At 67.5% G+C, this 17,954-nt stretch carries 19 protein-coding genes; 5 read left to right on the forward strand and 14 right to left on the reverse strand.

What is annotated here, in order from left to right:
- Positions 1-8: 8 nt before the first annotated feature.
- The 3 genes from ASF06_RS05700 to ASF06_RS05710 are packed head-to-tail and all read left to right on the forward strand — an operon-like array spanning position 9 to position 2,747.
- Positions 9-986 (forward strand): branched-chain amino acid ABC transporter permease, encoded by a 978-nt coding sequence (locus ASF06_RS05700; protein ID WP_055927222.1) that lies wholly within the window; start codon positions 9-11, stop codon positions 984-986.
- Entirely contained in the window at positions 979-1,980 is a 1,002-nt protein-coding gene (locus tag ASF06_RS05705; protein ID WP_082479626.1) for an ABC transporter ATP-binding protein, read from the forward strand. Before ASF06_RS05700 ends, ASF06_RS05705 begins: the two co-directional genes overlap by 8 nt.
- Positions 1,977-2,747, forward strand: coding sequence for an ABC transporter ATP-binding protein (locus ASF06_RS05710; RefSeq protein ID WP_055927214.1), 771 nt, complete (start codon positions 1,977-1,979; stop codon positions 2,745-2,747). Before ASF06_RS05705 ends, ASF06_RS05710 begins: the two co-directional genes overlap by 4 nt.
- A 598-nt stretch (positions 2,748-3,345) precedes the next feature.
- Here ASF06_RS05710 and ASF06_RS05715 read toward each other — a convergent pair.
- The 4 genes from ASF06_RS05715 to groES all read right to left on the reverse strand — a co-directional run bounded on the left by ASF06_RS05715 (position 3,346) and on the right by groES (position 7,691).
- On the reverse strand, positions 3,346-4,662 hold the full coding sequence (locus ASF06_RS05715; protein ID WP_055944593.1) for an HNH endonuclease signature motif containing protein: 1,317 nt from the start codon (positions 4,660-4,662) through the stop codon (positions 3,346-3,348).
- A 241-nt stretch (positions 4,663-4,903) separates the two neighbouring features.
- Positions 4,904-6,172 carry an ABC transporter substrate-binding protein gene (locus ASF06_RS05720; RefSeq protein WP_055927202.1) on the reverse strand — a complete coding sequence of 423 codons (1,269 nt, stop codon included), beginning with the start codon at positions 6,170-6,172 and terminating at the stop codon, positions 4,904-4,906.
- 141 nt (positions 6,173-6,313) lie between these two features.
- A complete protein-coding gene (rarD, locus tag ASF06_RS05725) occupies positions 6,314-7,273 on the reverse strand; it encodes an EamA family transporter RarD (RefSeq protein ID WP_055944596.1) in 960 nt (319 codons plus the stop codon).
- Positions 7,274-7,394: 121 nt separating this feature from the next.
- Positions 7,395-7,691, reverse strand: a complete 297-nt coding sequence (gene groES / locus ASF06_RS05730) for a co-chaperone GroES (RefSeq protein WP_044440065.1) — start codon at positions 7,689-7,691, stop codon at positions 7,395-7,397.
- Between the two features lie 166 nt (positions 7,692-7,857).
- On the opposite strand from groES, the gene ASF06_RS05735 reads away from it, so the two are divergent.
- Positions 7,858-9,045 carry a THUMP-like domain-containing protein gene (locus ASF06_RS05735; RefSeq protein WP_055927196.1) on the forward strand — a complete coding sequence of 396 codons (1,188 nt, stop codon included), beginning with the start codon at positions 7,858-7,860 and terminating at the stop codon, positions 9,043-9,045.
- A gap of 113 nt (positions 9,046-9,158) precedes the next feature.
- On the opposite strand, the gene ASF06_RS05740 is transcribed toward ASF06_RS05735, so the two are convergent.
- The 10 genes from ASF06_RS05740 to glmS all read right to left on the reverse strand — a co-directional run bounded on the left by ASF06_RS05740 (position 9,159) and on the right by glmS (position 16,941).
- Positions 9,159-9,683, reverse strand: coding sequence for a DUF4190 domain-containing protein (locus ASF06_RS05740; RefSeq protein ID WP_055927193.1), 525 nt, complete (start codon positions 9,681-9,683; stop codon positions 9,159-9,161).
- A 78-nt stretch (positions 9,684-9,761) separates the two neighbouring features.
- Positions 9,762-10,088, reverse strand: a complete 327-nt coding sequence (locus ASF06_RS05745; RefSeq protein ID WP_055944599.1) for a DUF4190 domain-containing protein — start codon at positions 10,086-10,088, stop codon at positions 9,762-9,764.
- A 10-nt stretch (positions 10,089-10,098) separates the two neighbouring features.
- Positions 10,099-11,190 (reverse strand): tRNA (adenosine(37)-N6)-threonylcarbamoyltransferase complex transferase subunit TsaD, encoded by a 1,092-nt coding sequence (tsaD, locus tag ASF06_RS05750; protein ID WP_055944602.1) that lies wholly within the window; start codon positions 11,188-11,190, stop codon positions 10,099-10,101.
- Positions 11,187-11,708, reverse strand: a complete 522-nt coding sequence (rimI, locus tag ASF06_RS05755; RefSeq protein ID WP_055944605.1) for a ribosomal protein S18-alanine N-acetyltransferase — start codon at positions 11,706-11,708, stop codon at positions 11,187-11,189. Before rimI ends, tsaD begins: the two co-directional genes overlap by 4 nt.
- On the reverse strand, positions 11,705-12,322 hold the full coding sequence (gene tsaB, locus ASF06_RS05760; protein WP_055944606.1) for a tRNA (adenosine(37)-N6)-threonylcarbamoyltransferase complex dimerization subunit type 1 TsaB: 618 nt from the start codon (positions 12,320-12,322) through the stop codon (positions 11,705-11,707). The genes rimI and tsaB overlap by 4 nt, the downstream gene beginning before the upstream one ends.
- Before the next feature lie 45 nt (positions 12,323-12,367).
- Positions 12,368-12,862: a tRNA (adenosine(37)-N6)-threonylcarbamoyltransferase complex ATPase subunit type 1 TsaE gene (tsaE, locus tag ASF06_RS05765; RefSeq protein WP_055944608.1), complete on the reverse strand. Its 495-nt coding sequence runs from the start codon at positions 12,860-12,862 to the stop codon at positions 12,368-12,370.
- Positions 12,859-13,620 (reverse strand): alanine racemase, encoded by a 762-nt coding sequence (locus ASF06_RS05770; RefSeq protein ID WP_055944610.1) that lies wholly within the window; start codon positions 13,618-13,620, stop codon positions 12,859-12,861. The genes tsaE and ASF06_RS05770 overlap by 4 nt, the downstream gene beginning before the upstream one ends.
- On the reverse strand, positions 13,617-14,729 hold the full coding sequence (alr, locus tag ASF06_RS05775) for an alanine racemase (protein WP_235500919.1): 1,113 nt from the start codon (positions 14,727-14,729) through the stop codon (positions 13,617-13,619). The genes ASF06_RS05770 and alr overlap by 4 nt, the downstream gene beginning before the upstream one ends.
- Positions 14,726-15,082, reverse strand: a complete 357-nt coding sequence (locus ASF06_RS05780) for a holo-ACP synthase (RefSeq protein WP_055927172.1) — start codon at positions 15,080-15,082, stop codon at positions 14,726-14,728. The genes alr and ASF06_RS05780 overlap by 4 nt, the downstream gene beginning before the upstream one ends.
- 8 nt (positions 15,083-15,090) lie before the next feature.
- Positions 15,091-16,941, reverse strand: a complete 1,851-nt coding sequence (glmS, locus tag ASF06_RS05785; RefSeq protein ID WP_055944611.1) for a glutamine--fructose-6-phosphate transaminase (isomerizing) — start codon at positions 16,939-16,941, stop codon at positions 15,091-15,093.
- Positions 16,942-16,989: 48 nt separating this feature from the next.
- Here glmS and coaA point away from each other — a divergent pair, with 48 nt between their 5' ends.
- A complete protein-coding gene (gene coaA / locus ASF06_RS05790; RefSeq protein WP_055944614.1) occupies positions 16,990-17,946 on the forward strand; it encodes a type I pantothenate kinase in 957 nt (318 codons plus the stop codon).
- Positions 17,947-17,954 lie beyond the last annotated feature (8 nt).

Below are 17,954 nucleotides of genomic sequence, written 5' to 3' on the forward strand. Positions count from 1 at the left end.
AGGTCCTTATGAACGGCAATTTCATCTGGCTCGCAATCGGGCAGATATTCGACCCCACCGTGGCGGCCTACGCCCTGGCCACCATCGGCCTCGTCATCCACTTCGGCTTCACCGGACTGCTCAACTTCGGGCAGGCGGGATTCATGGCCGTCGGCGGCTACGCGTTCGCCATCACGTCAGTGATCTACAGCTGGCCGCTCTGGGGATCGTTCCTCGCGGCGATCGTGGCGGCCACCATCTTCGCGCTGATCCTCGGAATACCCACCCTGAGGCTCAGGGCGGACTATCTGAGCATTGTGACCATCGCCGCCGCCGAGATCATCCGATTGTCGGTCAAGACGCCGGAGTTCTCCGACGTCACCGGCGGCTCGGAAGGCATCAACGGTGCGGCCCGCGCGTTCAACGCCGTCAACCCGCTTCCCGAGGGCCGCTTCGGTCTGATGGGCACTCCCCTGGTCTACAACCAGGACCAGTGGTGGATCCGCATCGTCGGCTGGGGCCTGGTCGCGCTCGCCTGCCTCCTCGTCTTCCTGCTCATGCGCAGCCCATGGGGCCGCGTCATCATGGGCATCCGGGAAGACGAAGACGCGGTGCGCTCGCTCGGAAAGAACGTGTTCTCGTACAAGATCCAGGCGCTCATCCTGGGTGGCGTGCTCGGAGGCCTGGCCGGAGTCGTGTTCATCCTCCCCCGGTCGCTGCAACCCGACAACTACGGCACGCAGCTCACGTTCTTCCTGTACACGATCATGCTGCTCGGTGGCGCGGCGACCGTGTTCGGCCCTGTGGTGGGTTCCATCATCTTCTGGGTCACGCTGTCGCTCACCGACGGACTCCTCAGCCTCGGCATCGAGGCCGGAGTCCTCCCGCTCACGACCACGCAGACCGGTCCGATCCGATTCATCATCGTCGGTGTCGCCCTGATGCTCCTCGTGATATTCCGTCCGCAAGGAATCTTCGGCAAGAAGAAGGATCTGCACTTTGCCTGAAAAAACTCTCGTATCCGACATCACTGACGATGTGATCGTTCCGGGTGTCAAGAAGAAGGACCCGATCGTCGTCGCGCACGCGGTCAGCCGCCGCTTCGGCGGCCTCACCGCGGTCGACGTCGCCCACCTCGAGATCCCGCGCGGCTCGATCACGGCTCTCATCGGCCCGAACGGGGCCGGCAAGACCACGTTCTTCAACCTGCTCACCGGGTTCGACAAGCCGAACACCGGCAACTGGACCTTCAAGGGCAAGAGCCTGGCCGGCGTGCCGGCGTTCAAGGTCTCGCGCATGGGAATGGTCCGCACCTTCCAGCTCACCAAGGCGCTCAGCGGCATGACCGTGCTCGAGAACATGCGTCTCGGCGCCACGAAGCAGGGCGGTGAGAACATCTTCGTCTCGCTCTTCAAGCCCCTCTGGAAGGCGAAAGAGGACGAGATCACCGAACGGGCCATGCAGTTGCTGGCCAAGTTCAAGCTCGACACCAAGAAAGACGACTACGCGTCGAGCCTGTCCGGCGGCCAGAAGAAGCTGCTCGAGATGGCACGCGCGCTCATGTCGAGCCCCGAACTCGTGATGCTCGACGAGCCGATGGCCGGCGTCAACCCGGCGCTGACGCAGTCGCTGCTCGGTCACATCGTCAATCTGAAAGACGAGGGCATGACCGTGCTCTTCGTCGAGCACGACATGCACATGGTCAACACGATCGCCGACTGGGTGATCGTGATGGCCGAGGGCAAGGTCGTCGCCGAGGGTCCGCCCTCGACCGTCATGTCCGACCCCGCCGTCATCGACGCCTACCTCGGAGCCCACCACGCCACCGACCTCGGCACCATCGAGGGCCAGCTCGAGGTGGCGGAGGAGATGCAGTCCGATTTGATCCGCAACGAGGTCGAGCAGGATGCGGAGGCCGCCGGCATCGCCGTGCCCGGCCACGAGTCCGCACCGACCGCCGACGCCCCGTCGACACCGGTCGATACAGAGGAGAAGAAGTGAGCACCGACACCGATCACGTCCTTGTCACCAAGGAGCTCTTCGCCGGCTACGTTCCGGGCGTCAACATCCTGAACGGGTCGAACGTCTACGTGAAGCGCGGCGAACTCGTCGGCATCATCGGCCCGAACGGGGCGGGCAAGTCCACGCTGCTGAAGGCCATCTTCGGCCTCGTGAACATCCGGAGCGGCACCGTCGAGCTGAATGGCGAGGACATCACGGGCCTGAAGGCCGACAAGCTGGTGTCGAAAGGCGTGGGCTTCGTGCCGCAGAACAACAACGTCTTTCCCTCGCTCACTATCGAGGAGAACCTCGAGATGGGCATGTACCAGAAGCCGAAGCTCTTCAAGACGCGACTGGCCTTCGTCGAGGATCTCTTCCCCGAACTGTCGAAGCGCCTCAAGCAGCGCGCCGGCTCGCTCTCCGGTGGAGAACGGCAGATGGTGGCCATGTCTCGAGCCCTGATGATGGACCCGAGCATGCTGCTCCTCGACGAGCCGAGTGCCGGCCTCTCCCCCATGCGCCAGGACGAGACGTTCGTGAACGTGCAGCGCATCAACCGCGCCGGCGTCTCGATCATGATCGTCGAGCAGAACGCCCGGCGCGCTCTGCAGATCTGCGACCGCGGGTACGTGCTCGACCAGGGCAAGGACGCTTACGAGGGCCCAGGGCGTGACCTCATGAACGATCCCAAGGTCATCGAGCTCTACCTCGGAACCCTCGCCACGACGAACGAGGTCACCACCTCGACGCCCACGGTGGGCGGCTGATCCGTCGCTCACGCTGAGGCCCGGCACCCGCGCCCCACGAATCGCCCCCACGGGCGTCGTCGCGGCCGGGTGCCGGGCCTTTCCGCGTGACAGGCACCTTGTCCCGTTCGACGCGCTCCTCGAGGGCCGTGCCGGCTGACCCGGGCTCACCGGTCACATCCTGCACTAGCGAACTCCCGACGCCCGTTGCCTCTTGCCTCTCGAAACTCCGAGCTCGTCCTTCTCGCCGCCCCTCGATCGGCGGAGGGCTGTGCGCCTCTGTGATCGGCGCAGAGGTGCGGCCGACATCAGGGCAGCGCGGTCAGGGTTTCGGGCGCCCTGAAGGGTCGGCCCTCGGCGGAGGTGCTCTCATCTGTCCCGCGTTGGTCGAGTAGGCCGCCCTTCGACAAGCTCAGGGAACGACGCGGCCATACTTCCCGCGGCGGTCGGGAAGGCCTCCCTTCGACAAGCTCAGGGAACGGTGCCTCTGTTCTCGTGCCCCCTGCGTTGGTCGAGTGGGCCTCCCTTCGACAGGCTCAGGGAACGGGGCGGCTGTTCTCGTCTCCCCTTGAGTTGGTCGAGTAGGCGGCTTGCGGCCGTATCAAGACCCATGGTCGGGTTAGAAGGGGCAGTCGTCGAGGTCCTCCTCGTCCGTGATCGTCGTCGCGGCTCCCGCAGCGGCTGCCGCTGCGGCTTTGATGAGAGCTCGTGGTGCGGGCCGCATCCGGCCTTGTGGGTGGACTGTGTAGATGTGGCCAGCGGGTGACGTGGCCGTCAGGGTGTCGTCTCCGTTCTGGACGAACTGCCACCTCGTGTGATGCTTCACCCGATGATGCCCCGCACTCAGCGGTGCCAGATTCTCTGGGATGGTGCCTCCGCCGTAGGCGTGGTCCTCAGTGTGGTCCATGTCCGCCTGCTCCGACGGAACCGTGCACCCCGGAAACACGCATTCCGGGTGGACGAGTCGGGCGTGATCGATCATCGTCGCGGTCGGTCGGTAGTCCCGCGGGTCGGTGGCCAGGATCCGTCCCGTGATGGGGTCGGTGAGGATGCGCCGCCAGGACGTGGCATCGGCCGTCAACTGGGCGGCTGTGGCCGGGTCGATGGGACCGTAGCCGCGAAGGATCGCTGCCTCCTCGCCCACGCCGAGGAGTGTCATCGCAGGGACCATCACGTGGATCCGACCTCGAATACCGCGGGTGGCTCCGGGGATCGAAGGTTCTCCGTTGAGGAGGAGGTCGGTGAGGACATCGACCTTGAGGTGCCCCATGCTGCGCGGGTCACCTGCAGTTTTGAGTCCCGCAGCCAATCGGGCGGCGCGGTCTGCGATCGCGTGGATCTCCGGCGCCAGGGCCAACAGGGTGAGTTGGGCCATGCCGTCCACTGCCGGATCCACATAGATGCGCCGCGTCCCGGCTGCCTTCTCTGCTCGTACGATCGCGGTGGCGGGTTGGGCGAGTTCCACCTCGTGACGAGCCTTCTTCTCGAGCTGCTTAGGGTTCACCTCCGTAGCGAGCACTACCAGGCGGGAGTCGTACGTGGCGAGGGCGTCGCCGTCGAGGCCGTCGGCGTGTTTCGCTATAACCTCGGCGTGCTCCCACGACACGACCCCGGCAGCGACTGCGGCCAGGGTTGCGGGGAGCCGGTCAACGAGGGCTGTGCTGGTGTCGACGAGAACGGCGGTTCGGTACTCGGTACGGCGGGTCAGCAGGGCGAGCTCGGTGAGGAGTTCGACCCGTTCGACCCGGGCGGTGGACCAGATCGGTCCTGCGGTGGACGTATCGACCGGGGCCCGGCGATGCAGGTGCCGCTGGGCTTCGGTGACGCGTCTGGCCCTGACTGCGGATAGGCGGGCTATCTGCGTGTCGAGGGCGGCGACCTCATCGAGCGCGACCACGTACGGGTCGGCCGAGAGGGGCGGGCTTTCGAATGTCATGGGACAAGTCAAACAGTGACCACCGACACTCGGTAGAAACCGGCATTCGATACTTGACCAGCGGAAACGGCTGTGGATAGGTGTCGGGAAAGGTGGGCTGTGGAGGAGAGGACGTGGCCTGGTGGGGGTGCCCTTCGACAAGCTCAGGGAACGGTGATCCTGAGGCTCCATCAACGGCTTCAGGCACGACGAAGGGGCCCGGTCCGAAGACCGAGCCCCTCTTCTCTAACAGGTCAGAGAATTAGTCGAGCTTGCCGAAGACCTGCTCCTCGAAGGAGGTCTTGTTGCCCGTGTCGTACTTGTAGATCGACACGTAGGCCTCGGTCGGGTCACCGTTCTTGTCGAAGGTGATCGGGCCGGAGATGCCGTCGTAGTCGACGTCTTCACCGTCGGCGATGAGCTTCGCGCAGTCGGTGAACGACTCGCACTTGGTTCCGCCTTCAGAGACAGACTGCAGGTTCTCCTTGATGGTCGCTCCATCGGTGTCGCCACCCTGGAGGGAGGCGAGGGCCAGCAGCGTGGTCGCGTCGTAGGACTCGGCCGCATAGCTGAAGACGGTCAGCGGGTCGCTGCCCTGGTCCTTGACGAGCGCCTGGAGCTTCTCCTGGAACTCGGCCTTGGCCTCGACACCGGGGTTGGTGAACTGGGCGCCAGCGATGTCGACGTTCGTGTCTTTATCGGTGATGACGCCGTAGTTTCCGTCGGCTCCGTAGAGCTTCGAGAAGTCGAAGCCCTTCGCGGCGAGCTGCTCGGCGATGGTCTTGATCTCGTCGAACGAGATGACGACCAGGGCGTCGGGGTCGGTCGCGAGAACGCTGGTGAGTGCCGAGTTGAAGTCGGTGGAGGCGGGCTCGAAGGTCTCTTCCGCTCCGACCGTGGCTCCGCCGTCTTCGAGGGCCTTCTTGATGTTCTCTTCGAGGCCGGTGCCGTAGGCATCGTTCATGTAGAGGATCGAAACGTTGGTCTTGCCGTCCTTGATGATCTTGTTTCCGAGGATGCGACCCTGCAGAACATCGGAGGGGGCGGTGCGCCAGTAGTATCCGTCGTCTTCGTACGACGTGAAGTCGGGCGAGGTGTTGGCGGGCGAGATCTGGATGACGCCGGCCTGGGTGACCTGGTCGATGAACGTCTTCGAGACACCCGAGGACGCGGCACCGATGATGGCGGAGACGCCATCGGCGACGAGCGAGGTCGCCGACTGCGAGGCAATGTCGGTCGTGGTGTCGCCCGAGTCCTTCTGGGTCACGTCAACAGTGATGCCGGCCTTGGCATCGTTGATGTCCTTGACGGCCAGGTCGACGCCCGCGATCTCGGGCGGGCCGAGCACGGCGAGCGTACCGGTCTGAGGAAGGATCGTGCCGATCTTGAGGGACAGGTCACCGGAGTCGCTGCCGCTGTCGGTCGAGCCGCTCGAGCAGCCGACGAGAACGAGCGCGCTGATTCCCAGAATGGCCGCGCCACCCAGGGTGGTCTTCAGCGACCGGGAACCGGTCTTGGCGAATACGCCCATGATGCTCCTTGAATGTGATTGTTTTGTGGTGCACGGCATAACGAAGTTGGCCGTGCTGTAAAGCTAACGGCCCAAAGTCGCACCGACAATACATTCCTGTTACGGGCGTGTAACGCGACCCAATCGTTACCTTTCGTCCCGTCAGACGGGCTCAGCGACAGGCATCCGGCCCGCTCTCGACGTTCTGATCATGTCGACGGTGAGCACGACCAGAGCGAGCCAGACCAGACCGAAGCCGAGCCATCTCTCGAGCGGCATGGGCTCGCCCATGATGAACACCCCGAAGAGGAACTGGAGGATCGGGGCCACGTACTGGATGAAGCCCATATAGATGAGCGGCAGTCGCTTCGCCGCGGACGCGAACAGCAGCAGCGGAACCGCCGTGATGACTCCCGCACCGATCATGAGGGCGACGTGGGCGGCGCCGGAGGATCCGAAAGCGAGGCCCGGTGCGGTCGAGGCCACGACGATGGCCTGCACCGCCGCCACGGGAAGGAGCCAGAGGGTCTCGAGGGTGAGGCCTGACACCGCATCGACCGAGCGACCGACACGCTTCTTCACGAAGCCGTAGAGCCCGAAGGAGAACGCCAGGATCAGGGCGATCCACGGAACGGAACCGAAGCCGACGGTCAGCACTCCGACGGCGATCACGCTGATTCCGAGCGCCACCCACTGGGCGATGCGGAGTCGCTCGCCCAGAATCACGACGCCGAGCAGAATGGTGACGATGGGGTTGATGAAGTAGCCGAGGGCCGTCTCCACCACATGCCCGGTCGTCGCGCCGATCACATAGGTCTGCCAGTTCACGTAGATCAGCACGCCTGCGAGGCCCATCGTGAACAGCAGCCGTGGCTGGCGAACGATCGCCAGGAACGCCGGCCAGGCGCGAGTCACGGTGATGATCAGGGCACAGAAGATCAGGGAGAAGAAGATGCGCACGGCCACGATCTCGAACGGACCGGAGGGAAGCAGCAGCAGGAAGTAGGCGGGGAGAAAACCCCACATCGTGTAGGCGCCTACGGCGTAGAGGATGCCCGACCGCGAGGGCTGCTCGTCGGTCTGCGGGGCTGAGGCGTAAGGGGCGGCGGCGGGGCGGGACACTCAACGAATGCTACCTCCGGCGCGCCGTTGCGGGCCGCGGCCGCAAACGAAAAAGACCCGGATGGCAGAGCCACCCGGGTCTTTGTCTGTTTAGCGACGTTGCGCTAACACATGTCGTCGGTCAGCGAACGACCACGGCGAGCACGTCGCGAGCCGACAGCACGAGCAGGTCTTCTCCGCCGTACTTGACCTCGGTTCCGCCGTACTTGGAGTAGATGACCTTGTCGCCCACGGCGACGTCGATCGGAACGCGGTTGCCGTTGTCGTCGACGCGACCGGGGCCCACGGCCACGACCTCGCCTTCCTGGGGCTTCTCTTTGGCAGTGTCAGGGATGACCAGGCCCGAAGCGGTGGTCTGCTCCGCCTCGACCTGGCGGATGACGATGCGATCCTCGAGCGGCTTGATGGAGACCGACACGGTTGACCTCTTCTTTCTTCACGTCTGATTAGCACACTCACACCGAGAGTGCTAAGACGAGTTTAGGGGGTGCACTGGCACTCGGTCAATCCGAGTGCCAACCGGCCACGGCGCGCCGTGGCCCCAAGACTGACGTCTAGGCTGACGGGGTGAACAGGCTCAACGAATGAACAAGGACGAGCTCGGCCTAGTGATGACGTCGACGGCCCTGCGCCTCCTCGACTCCCTGCCGCCGTACAGCGATTCCACCGACATCGTGAAGACCGTCGCCGCACTGCGCCGCGACGGGCACCCGGCAGATCTTGTGTCTGCGGTGCTCACCCAGTCCCGTCTGCGGGCGAAAGCTACGGCCAAGTTCGGGGAGTTCGCATCGCGCATGCTGTTCACCGAGGCGGGTCTCGAGCAGGCCACACGCCTGCGGGTCGCCGCGCTCCATGCCGGCCGATACCAGAGTGCCGGCATCCGGAGCGTGGCAGACCTGGGGTGCGGCATCGGCGCCGATGCGCTGGCCTTCGCCGCGCTCGATCTCGAGGTGCAGGCCGTTGAACTCGACGAGGTGACCGCGGCGATCGCCTCGTACAACCTGGCTCCGTTCACGAACGTGACGGTGAGCCTCGGCGATGCCGCCCAACACGACCTTGCCTCGGTCGAGTCCGTCTACCTCGACCCGGCCCGACGCACCGCGGGGCATGCGGATACCCGGCGCCTGCCCGACCCGCGCGACTACTCCCCCTCGCTCGACTTCGCTTTCGGCGTGGCTCGCACGCTGCCCACGGGCATCAAGCTCGGCCCCGGGTTCGACCGATCGCTCATCCCCGACGACGCCGAGGCACAGTGGATCTCGGTCGACGGCCAGCTCGTGGAGAACAGTCTGTGGTTCGGCTCGCTCGCGCGGCCCGGCATCGCCCGCAGCGCCCTCGTGCTGCGCGGCGGAGCCAGCGCCGAGCTGGTCTCAGACGCCGACAGCCCCGACGCCGAGACGGGCGAACTCGGAACATACCTGTACGAACCGGACGGCTCCGTCATCCGCGCACGCCTGATCGGCGATCTGGCCCGGTCGCTGGGTGCCCGCATGCTTTCCGAGCAGATCGCGTACCTCTCCTCCGACGACCTGGTGTCGTCGCCGTTCGCGACGGCGTTCCGCGTCGTCGACACCCTTCCCAGCGACGAATCGAAGCTGAAGAAGGAGCTGCGGCGGCGAGGCATCGGCCGACTCGAGATCAAGAAGCGCGGGGTCGACGTCGACCCGGCCGTTCTGCGTCGACGGCTGTCGCTGTCGGGCGACGGCGAGGCGACCCTGGTGCTGACGCGCGTGGCCGGTCGGCACACGGCCATCCTCGCCGAGCGCGTCTGACCCTGCGCCCGCGCTGATACCCGCTGCACTGACACCCGCCGCACCGACACCCCCGCACAAAACGAAGTGCCCCTCATCGAAAGACGAGGGGCACTTCACATACGACGTGCGGGTCAGTACGACTCGTAGCCGCTCGACGACCCGACGGCCACGACGAAGATGATGATCCCGATGACCCACAGGAGGGTCAGCGCGATACCGGCGAAGCCCGTGATGATCGCGGTGAGCCAGAAGCCCTTGGCGGCAGGCTCGCGCTTCTTGCCGAGGAAACCGAGAACGACGGCGCCCACCGAGAAGATGAAGCCGATCCCATAGAAGAACGAGAGGAAGACGCCGACGATACCGGCGATCATGCCGATGAGGCTGAGCGTCTTCGGAGCGGCGGCGACCGGCGAGTAGGGCTGGCCGTAGGGCGCGGCGCCGTTCGGGGCCTGCGCGTAGGGGTTGGCCGGAGGCGCCTGCTGGTAGCTCGGTGCTCCGTACGACGGAGTCGACTCGGCCGGCGGCGTGTACGCGGGCGGAGTGGAGGGCGCGCTCGGCGCGCCGTAGCTGGGTGCCGCGGGGGCGGACGGTGCGGTGGGAGGCAGCGGGGGGACCGACGGCGTGCCCTCGGTCGACGGGGTATTGGGATCAGTCATGTGTCCACACTACTGAAGCTCAGTGACCCACATCTACGGGACACCCCGATTCGCCGAGGCACGGCATGACCGGTGGGATCAGAACGACGTGGGCGGTGTCGGGCCCGAGTTGACGAACAGGACGAGAGCCACGAGCGCAGCGACGGACGCGACGAACCCCAGATATCCGAGAATGAGGCCGACGATGGCGAACGCCAGGCCGGACTGCCGGCGGCGGCGAACCTGGACCACGCCGATATGCCCGAGAACGATGGCGACCGGCGAGATGAGCAGAATGCCGGTGATGGCCGCGAAGAGCGCGGGCATGTTGAGCGTCTTGCGGGGCCGAGCGGATGCGAGAGGAGACGACGGCTGAGCCGTTGCCGGATCGGGCGAGTACGGCGCGAAGGCAGGCTGGCTCGACATGGAACCGAGCCTATCCGACCTGGATCTCGGTGACCGGCAGGGTCGAGTCGGCCCCGAATCCGAGGCCCGAGGGCCCGTGCCCCGCCATGATCAGCTGCGCCCCGAGTGCCGCGATCATGGCTCCGTTGTCGGTGCACAGGCTCAGGGGCGGGATGCGCAGGGCGACCCCCGCAGACGCGGCACGCGCTGCGGCGACCTCGCGGACCCGTGCGTTGGCCACGACGCCGCCGCCCAGAAGCAGTCGCGGAACCCCGTACTCGGCGCAGGCTGCGAGGGCCTTGGTGATCAACACGTCGACGACGGCCTCGCGGAAGCTCGCAGCCACGTCGGCGAGCGGAACGTCCTCCCCCGCGTCCTGCTTCTTCTCGACCCAGCGGGCGACGGCCGTCTTCAGGCCGGAGAAGGAGAAGTCATAGCGGTGGGCCTCGTGATCCTTCGGCAGACTCAGCCCGCGCGGGAATCGGATGGCCCTCGGGTCGCCGCCGACGGCCGCCCGGTCGATCTCGGGCCCGCCGGGGTAGGGCAGCCCGAGCAGGCGGGCGACCTTGTCGAACGCCTCCCCCGCGGCGTCGTCGATGGTCTCTCCGAGAAGCTCGACGTCGGACACGAGGTCGCGAACGAGAAGCAGCGACGTGTGCCCTCCCGACACGAGCAGGGCGATGGTGGGGTACTGGATCGGCGCCTCGTCGCCCGCGAGCGCGTCGGCACCCCCGTCGACCGGGGCGCGCAGAACGTCGGCGCCGACGTGGCCGACGAGGTGGTTGACGGCGTAGATCGGCTTCTCCATGGCCAGCGCCAGAGCCTTCGCCGCGCCGACTCCGACCATGAGCGCTCCTGCGAGGCCGGGCCCGCTGGTGACGGCGATCGCATCGATCTCGTCGAGGGTCACTCCGGCATCGGCCAGCGCGGTCGTGATGGCCGGCGTCATGGCCTCCAGGTGTGCGCGCGCAGCCACCTCGGGAACCACTCCCCCGTAGCGGGCGTGCTCGTCCATCGACGACGAGATCGTGTTGCTCAGCAGGGTGGTGCCCCGCACGATTCCGACACCGGTCTCGTCGCACGACGTCTCGATGCCCAGAACCAGAGGATTCTCGGTGTTCACGGTTCGATCTCCTCGACCTTGTCTGCGCCCGTCCACCGCGTCTGCGGCTGCGGAACCGCAGCCCGCATGACGATGGCGTCGACGTTGTCAGGCTGGTAGTAGCCGGCTCGCACTCCAAGGCGCTCGAAGCCCAGCGACTCGTAGAGCGCCTCGGCGTGAGGGTTGTCTGCGCGCACCTCGAGAAACACCTCTCGGGCGCCGCGACGACGGGCCTCGTTCAACAGGCTCGTCATCAGCACTCGACCGAGGCCGTTGCGACGGGCCCCAGGGGCCACGGCAATGGTCTGGATGTCGCCCTCCTTCGCCCCTCGGGGAGCCAGAAGACCGGCGTAGCCCGAGATCGTCGTGCTCGAGGGCGGGTCGGAGGCGGGCAGCGCGACGACGTAGTAGCAGTGCTCGCTCGCGAGGTCGGCCCTCATGGCGTCGGGGGTCCACGCGTCGGTCGTGAAGACGCTCGACTCGATGCGCATGATGGCGTCGAGGTCGTCGACACCGGCCCGGCGCAGCTGCCAGGTCACTGGGTCACCCGCTTGATGCCGGATGGCATGGTCACGTCGGGCGAGCGCAGGTAGAGCGCGTCGTCGGATGCGAGGGGCTTGCCCGCCTCGACGAGGGCGGCCGCGGCGAGGGCGAGCTGCGCGGCGGGGATCTCGGCCGCATCCACGCGACGAGCGCCCGTGTGCGGAAGCGAGTCGGGCTTCGCGAGGCCAGGGCCGTCGACGCGCACGGGCTCGGAGCCCGACAGCTCGTACAGCGACCAGAACACCTCTTTGCGGCGGGCGTCGGTCACCACGATGACCGTGTCCGAGGCGCCGGAGAGCGCCTGCTGGCGCGCCACGGCGTCGGCGCTGACCATCGGAAGCAGGGGAAGCCCCGCGCCGAGGGCGAAGGTGCGCGCGGCCGCGATGCCGACTCGAAGGCCGGTGAAGGGCCCGGGGCCCATGCCCACGACGACGCCGTCGAGCGCGGACGGTCTCACGGCGGCAGCCTCGAGAACCTCAGCGAGCAGGGTGCCGATCACCTCGGCGTGCCTCATCGTGTCGGGCGTCGACCGTTCGGCCACGATGCGGCCGGTCGACGGGTCGACGATGGCGACGGAGGTACCCGCAGAAGTGTCGATGGCCAGAAGCACGTGTTCCAGATTAGCCGCCCGGGAGGCACCTCGGCCCCCTGCCGCTCACTGCCAGCGGGGCCCCACGCCGTCGATGGTGACCGTGCGCGGTTCGATCGGCTCCTCGTCGTCGCGGCCATCGGCATCCGGGTCATCGGATGCGCCGCGCGGCCGGTCGATCGTGATCGACAGCCACGAGTCGGCCAGCTCCTCGATGAGGCCGGCACCCCACTCGACGACCACGATCGAGCGGGCGAAGTCGATGTCGAGATCGTCGAGCTCGACCGCTGACGAGAGCCGGTAGGCGTCGACGTGCACGAGGGCGGGCGCGCCCGCCTCGAGGCGCGGATGCGTGCGAGCGAGAACGAAGGTCGGGCTCGTCACCGCCCCCCTCACCCCCAGAGCCTGTCCGAGCCCGCGGGTGAACGTGGTCTTGCCCGCGCCCAGTTCGCCCGTGAGCAGCACGACGTCGCCGGCGGAGAGCCACGAGGCCACCTCGTGCGCCAGCTGCGCCATCTGCTCGGGCGTCTCGATGATCGTCTGCCTGTGCACCGCGGTCATCGACTCGCCTCTCGATCGATGTAGCGACGGGGAACGCGTCGGCCGATGCGGGCGAGGATCTCGCCGGCCGTCGAGCGGGTCGCGGCGGCCCAGTCCGCAGCCGTGGGTTCGCCGTCGAGCCCTGCACCGAACGCGACGGCGCGGTCGCCGGGAGCTATCGGCGCATCGCCGACGTCGAGCACGACCTGGTCCATGGCGATGCGCCCGACGACGGGGAACTGCGTGCCTCCCACGGCCATACGGCCCGAGCCCGTCGCCGCCCGGGGAAGGCCGTCGGCGTAGCCGAGCGGAACGAGCGCCAGCGTCGTCTCCTTCGGCGTGCGGTACACGAAGCCGTAGGAGACGCCGTGGCCCTCCGGCACTCTCTTGACCGAGAGGACGGGAGCCGACACCCGCATGACCGGCACGACCCCGTCGGGCGCCCCGTCGGTGAGCTCCATGCCGAACCCGAACGCGGCGATGCCGGATCCGGCGGGAGGAACGGCGAACCGCCTCGTCTGCCAGCAGTGCACGTCGATGCCGATGCGCGCCTCGGCGATGGCGTCGGCGTCGGCCTGGTCGCGCACGCTCAGGATGTCGGCGCCCGACTCGACGGCCGCACGCGCGAGCCGCACGAGTCCGTGGCCGTAGGCATCCGCCGTCATGTCGATAACCAGGGGGCCGCCGACCGCGCGCGCCGCGAGGAGCGCCACATTGGAGCGGAACGCGCCGAGATCGACGGCCGCCTCGCGACCGAGCCCTGAGTCGACGCCGGTCATGAGGCGTACTCCCTCGCCACGCGGCCGCCCAGGCGGGTGACGATCTCGTAGTTGATGGTGTCGGCGGCCCTGGCCCAGTCGTCGACCGCCGTGACCCCCTCGGAAGGGTCGCCGAAGAGCGTCACGGCGTCTCCTCGCACCACGTCGTTGCCCGGCGAGACGGGTTCTACGACGAGGTGGTCGGATTCGATTCGGGTCACGAGCAGCGGGCCGGCGTCGCCGGTGACATGGATGCGGCCTGCGGCCTGCGGGGGTATCCCGTCGCCGTAGCCCAGGGGCACGATGCCCGAGTGCGCTGCGAAATCCGCGTCGGACGACGGAGCCACGGCGACGACGGTGCTGCGCAGCGTCATGGCCGGCTGCAGCCCGAGCTCGGCGGAGCCACCGTCGTCGAACGGGGAGAGCCCGTAGGCTCCGATGCCGATGCGCACCAGGTCGAGCCGCATGGGCGGCAGGCGAAGAGCCGCGGCCGTCGACGCCAGGTGCCGAAGCTGCGGCTGAAGGCCCGCGCGCCGCGCGCTCTCGATGCCCCGGTGGAGCCGCTCGAGCTGCAGAGAATCCTCCGAGTCGTCCGCGTTCGCGAGGTGGCTGAAGATGCCGCGCACGCGCAGCACCCCGGCGAGCTCGAGCCGACGCGCCTCGTCGAAGAGGGCAGCCCAGTTCGGCTCATCGGCGCCGTTCCGGCCCAGCCCCGTGTCGAGCTTGAGGTGCACGGAGGCCGGACCCGCCCCGACGGCCTGCTGCGCACGGACGACCGACTCGAGCTGGCCGAGGTCGCTCACCCCGATATCTATGCCGGCCTCGAGCGCCGCCGTGAAGTTCTCATGCGACTCGTGCAGCCACGCGAGCAGGGGCGCATCGATGTGCGCGTCGCGAAGCTCGAACGCCTCGGCGAGATCGGCGACGCCGAGCCAGGAGGCTCCGCCCTTGATGGCCGCACGGGCCACCTCGACCGCACCGTGGCCGTAGCCGTTCGCCTTGACCACGACCATGACCTGGGCTCCGTCTGCGAGCAAGACGAACCGGGAGACGTTCCGGGCGACGGCCACGAGGTCGACGATGGCCACCGATTCCGGGGCAATGCGGGCAGCGCCGTCTGCGACGGTCACGGCGTGCGCTCCGCGACGACGAAGGCGAACGCGGAGTCGCCGTCGTGGCTGAGCGAGAGGTGGATCGCCCCCACACCGCGAGCGCGCGCGGTCTCTGCGACCTGCCCGCCGAGCAGGAACGACGGCTTTCCGTCGTCGTCGGTGACGACCTCCATGTCGTGCCAGCGGAATCCCGACGAGTCCCCGAGCGCCTTGATGAGCGCTTCCTTAGCGGCGAACCGGGCGGCGAGCGACCGAGGCGAGCGCCGGCGTTCGCCCTCAGCGAACAGGCGCTCGACGAGACCCGGCGTGCGGTCGATCGACCGCACGAACCGGGGCACGTCGACGAGGTCGACGCCGATGCCGACGATCACCGCATGTCCTACTCGACGGTGACGGACTTGGCCAGGTTGCGCGGCTGGTCGACGTCGAGCCCCTTGGCCGTCGCCAGCTCCATGGCGAAGATCTGCAACGGGATGACGGCCAAAAGCGGCTCGAACAGCGGACCGGCGAGCGGGATGCGGAAGACCTCGGACGCGTACGGCAGCACGGCCACGTCGCCCTCTTCGGCGATCACCAGCACCTTGGCACCCCGGGCCTTGATCTCCTGGATGTTCGACACGACCTTGGCATGCAGCGAGTTGGGGTGACGAGGGCTCGGCACCACGACGAACACGGGCTGGCCCGGCTCGATCAGCGCGATGGGGCCGTGCTTCAGCTCGCCGGCCGCGAATCCCTCCGCGTGGATGTAGGCGAGCTCCTTGAGCTTCAGCGCGCCCTCGAGGGCGACAGGGAAACCGACGTGGCGCCCGAGGAACAGCACGGCGCGCGAGTCGCTCATCCAGTTCGCGAGCTCGGTGATGTCGCCGTGCTGCTCGAGCACCCAGCGGATCTTGTCGGGAATGCCCTGGAGCTCGACGATCGAGCTCGCGATCGTCTCGTCGTCGATGCTCTGCCGCACTCGCGCGAGGTGCAGGCCGAAGAGGTAGAGCGCGGTGATCTGCGCGATGAAGGCCTTGGTCGAGGCGACCGCGACCTCGGGGCCCGCGTGCGTGTAGATGACCGCGTCGGACTCGCGCGGAATCGTGGCGCCCTGGGTGTTGCAGATCGACAGGGTGCGAGCGCCCTTGGCCTTGGCCTCCTGAACGGCGACCAAGGTGTCCATGGTCTCGCCGGACTGGCTGATCGAGATGACGAGGGTTCCCTCGTCGACCACCGGGTCACGGTAGCGGAACTCGTGCGAGAGCTCCACCTCCACGGGGATGCGGGCCCACTTCTCGATGGCGTACTTGCCGAGCATCGCCGAGTAGGCGGCGGTGCCGCAGCCCAGGATCACGATGCGGTCGATCGAGGTGAGCAGCGAGTCGATGCCCTCGAGCTCGCCCAGCACGACGTGGTCGTTGTGGATGCGGCCCAGAAGGGTGTTCGAGACGGCCTCGGGCTGCTCGCTGATCTCCTTCGCCATGAAGCTCGACCAGCCGCCCTTCTCGACGGCCGAGGCGTCCCACGACACCTCGTACTCGTGGGCCTCCACGCCGTTGCCGGCGAAGTCGGTGACCGAGACGGAATCGGGGGTGATCGTGACGATCTGGTCCTGGCCGATCTCCATGGCACGCCGCGTGTGCTCGATGAAGGCGGCGACGTCGGAACCGAGGAAGTTCTCGCCGTCTCCGAGGCCGATGACGAGGGGCGAGTTGCGACGGGCGCCGACAACGACGCCCGGCTCGTCCTGGTGCAGTGCGAGCAGGGTGAAGGCTCCCTCGAGACGGGCGACGACACGGCCGAGCGCTGCGGAGAGGCCGCCCTCGCCCTCGAGGTACTCGCGGCCCAGCAGCTTGGCGGCGACCTCGGTGTCGGTCTCGCTCTCGAAGGTGTAGCCGTCGGCGAGCAGCTCGTCGCGCAGAACGGCAAAGTTCTCGATGATGCCGTTGTGGATCAGGGCGATGCGGCCGTCGGCACTGAGGTGCGGATGCGCATTCACGTCGGTGGGGCCGCCGTGCGTCGCCCACCGGGTGTGGCCGATGCCCGTGCGCCCGTCGGTGAGGGCGGATGCCTCCAGGTCGGCGGCGAGGACGGCCAGCTTGCCTGCGCGCTTGCGGGTCACGAGGTCACCGGAGTCGGTGATGATCGCCACGCCCGCGGAGTCGTATCCCCGGTACTCGAGGCGACCCAATCCGCCCATCAGAACATCGAGACTGGAGTTGTTACCGACATAACCTACGATTCCACACATCCCTCGAGTTTACGGCCTGCCCGGAGCGTGGGGCACAATGGGTGGTCTATGACTGACATCGGGCACGCACCCCATTCCACGGGCCACCCGACGCCCTTCCGCGAGATCGACCGTGGCGACTGGGCCGCCCTCGCCCCCTCGACGCCCCAGCCTCTGTCCGAGACGGAGATCGTTCAGCTGCGCGGGCTCGGCGAACCACTCGACATGACCGAGGTGGCGGAGGTCTACCTGCCGCTCAGCCGTCTGCTCAACCTGTACGCGGCCGGGGCGAAGCGACTGCACGCATCCACCAGCGACTATCTCGGCGACCGGCAGACGGCGACGCCGTTCGTCATCGGCGTGGCCGGCTCCGTCGCCGTCGGTAAGTCGACGATCGCGCGCCTGCTTCGAGAACTCCTGGCCCGCTGGTCGGACACGCCCCGGGTCGAACTCGTCGCCACCGATGGCTTCCTCTATCCCAACGCCGAGTTGACGCGTCGCGGCATCATGCACCGCAAGGGCTTTCCCGAGTCGTACGACCGGCGCGCCCTGCTCCGGTTCATCAGCGCGGTCAAGAGCGGCGTGCCCGAGGTGCGCGCCCCGTTCTACTCGCACCTCGCCTACGACATCGTGCCCGAGGCGCAGATCGTCGTGCGGCAGCCCGACATCCTGATCGTCGAGGGACTCAACGTGCTGCAGCCTCCCCTGCCGGGCCAGGGCCTCGCCGTGAGCGACCTGTTCGACTTCTCGATCTATGTGGATGCCCGCACGAGCGATATCGCGACCTGGTACGTCGATCGCTTCCTGGCCCTCAAGCGCGGAGCGTTCGCGAACCCGAATTCGTTCTTCCACCGCTACGCGCAGCTGAGCGACGACGACGCGCGCTCGACAGCCGCCGAGATCTGGCGCTCGATCAACGAGCCCAACCTGGTCGAGAACATCCAGCCCACCAAGTCGCGCGCGACGCTGGTGCTGCGCAAATCGTCGACCCATGCTGTCGACAGGGTGCTGCTGCGCAAGATCTGAGCGCGTGC

This window comes from Agreia sp. Leaf244 (assembly GCF_001422695.1).
GTDB lineage: Bacteria > Actinomycetota > Actinomycetes > Actinomycetales > Microbacteriaceae > Agreia.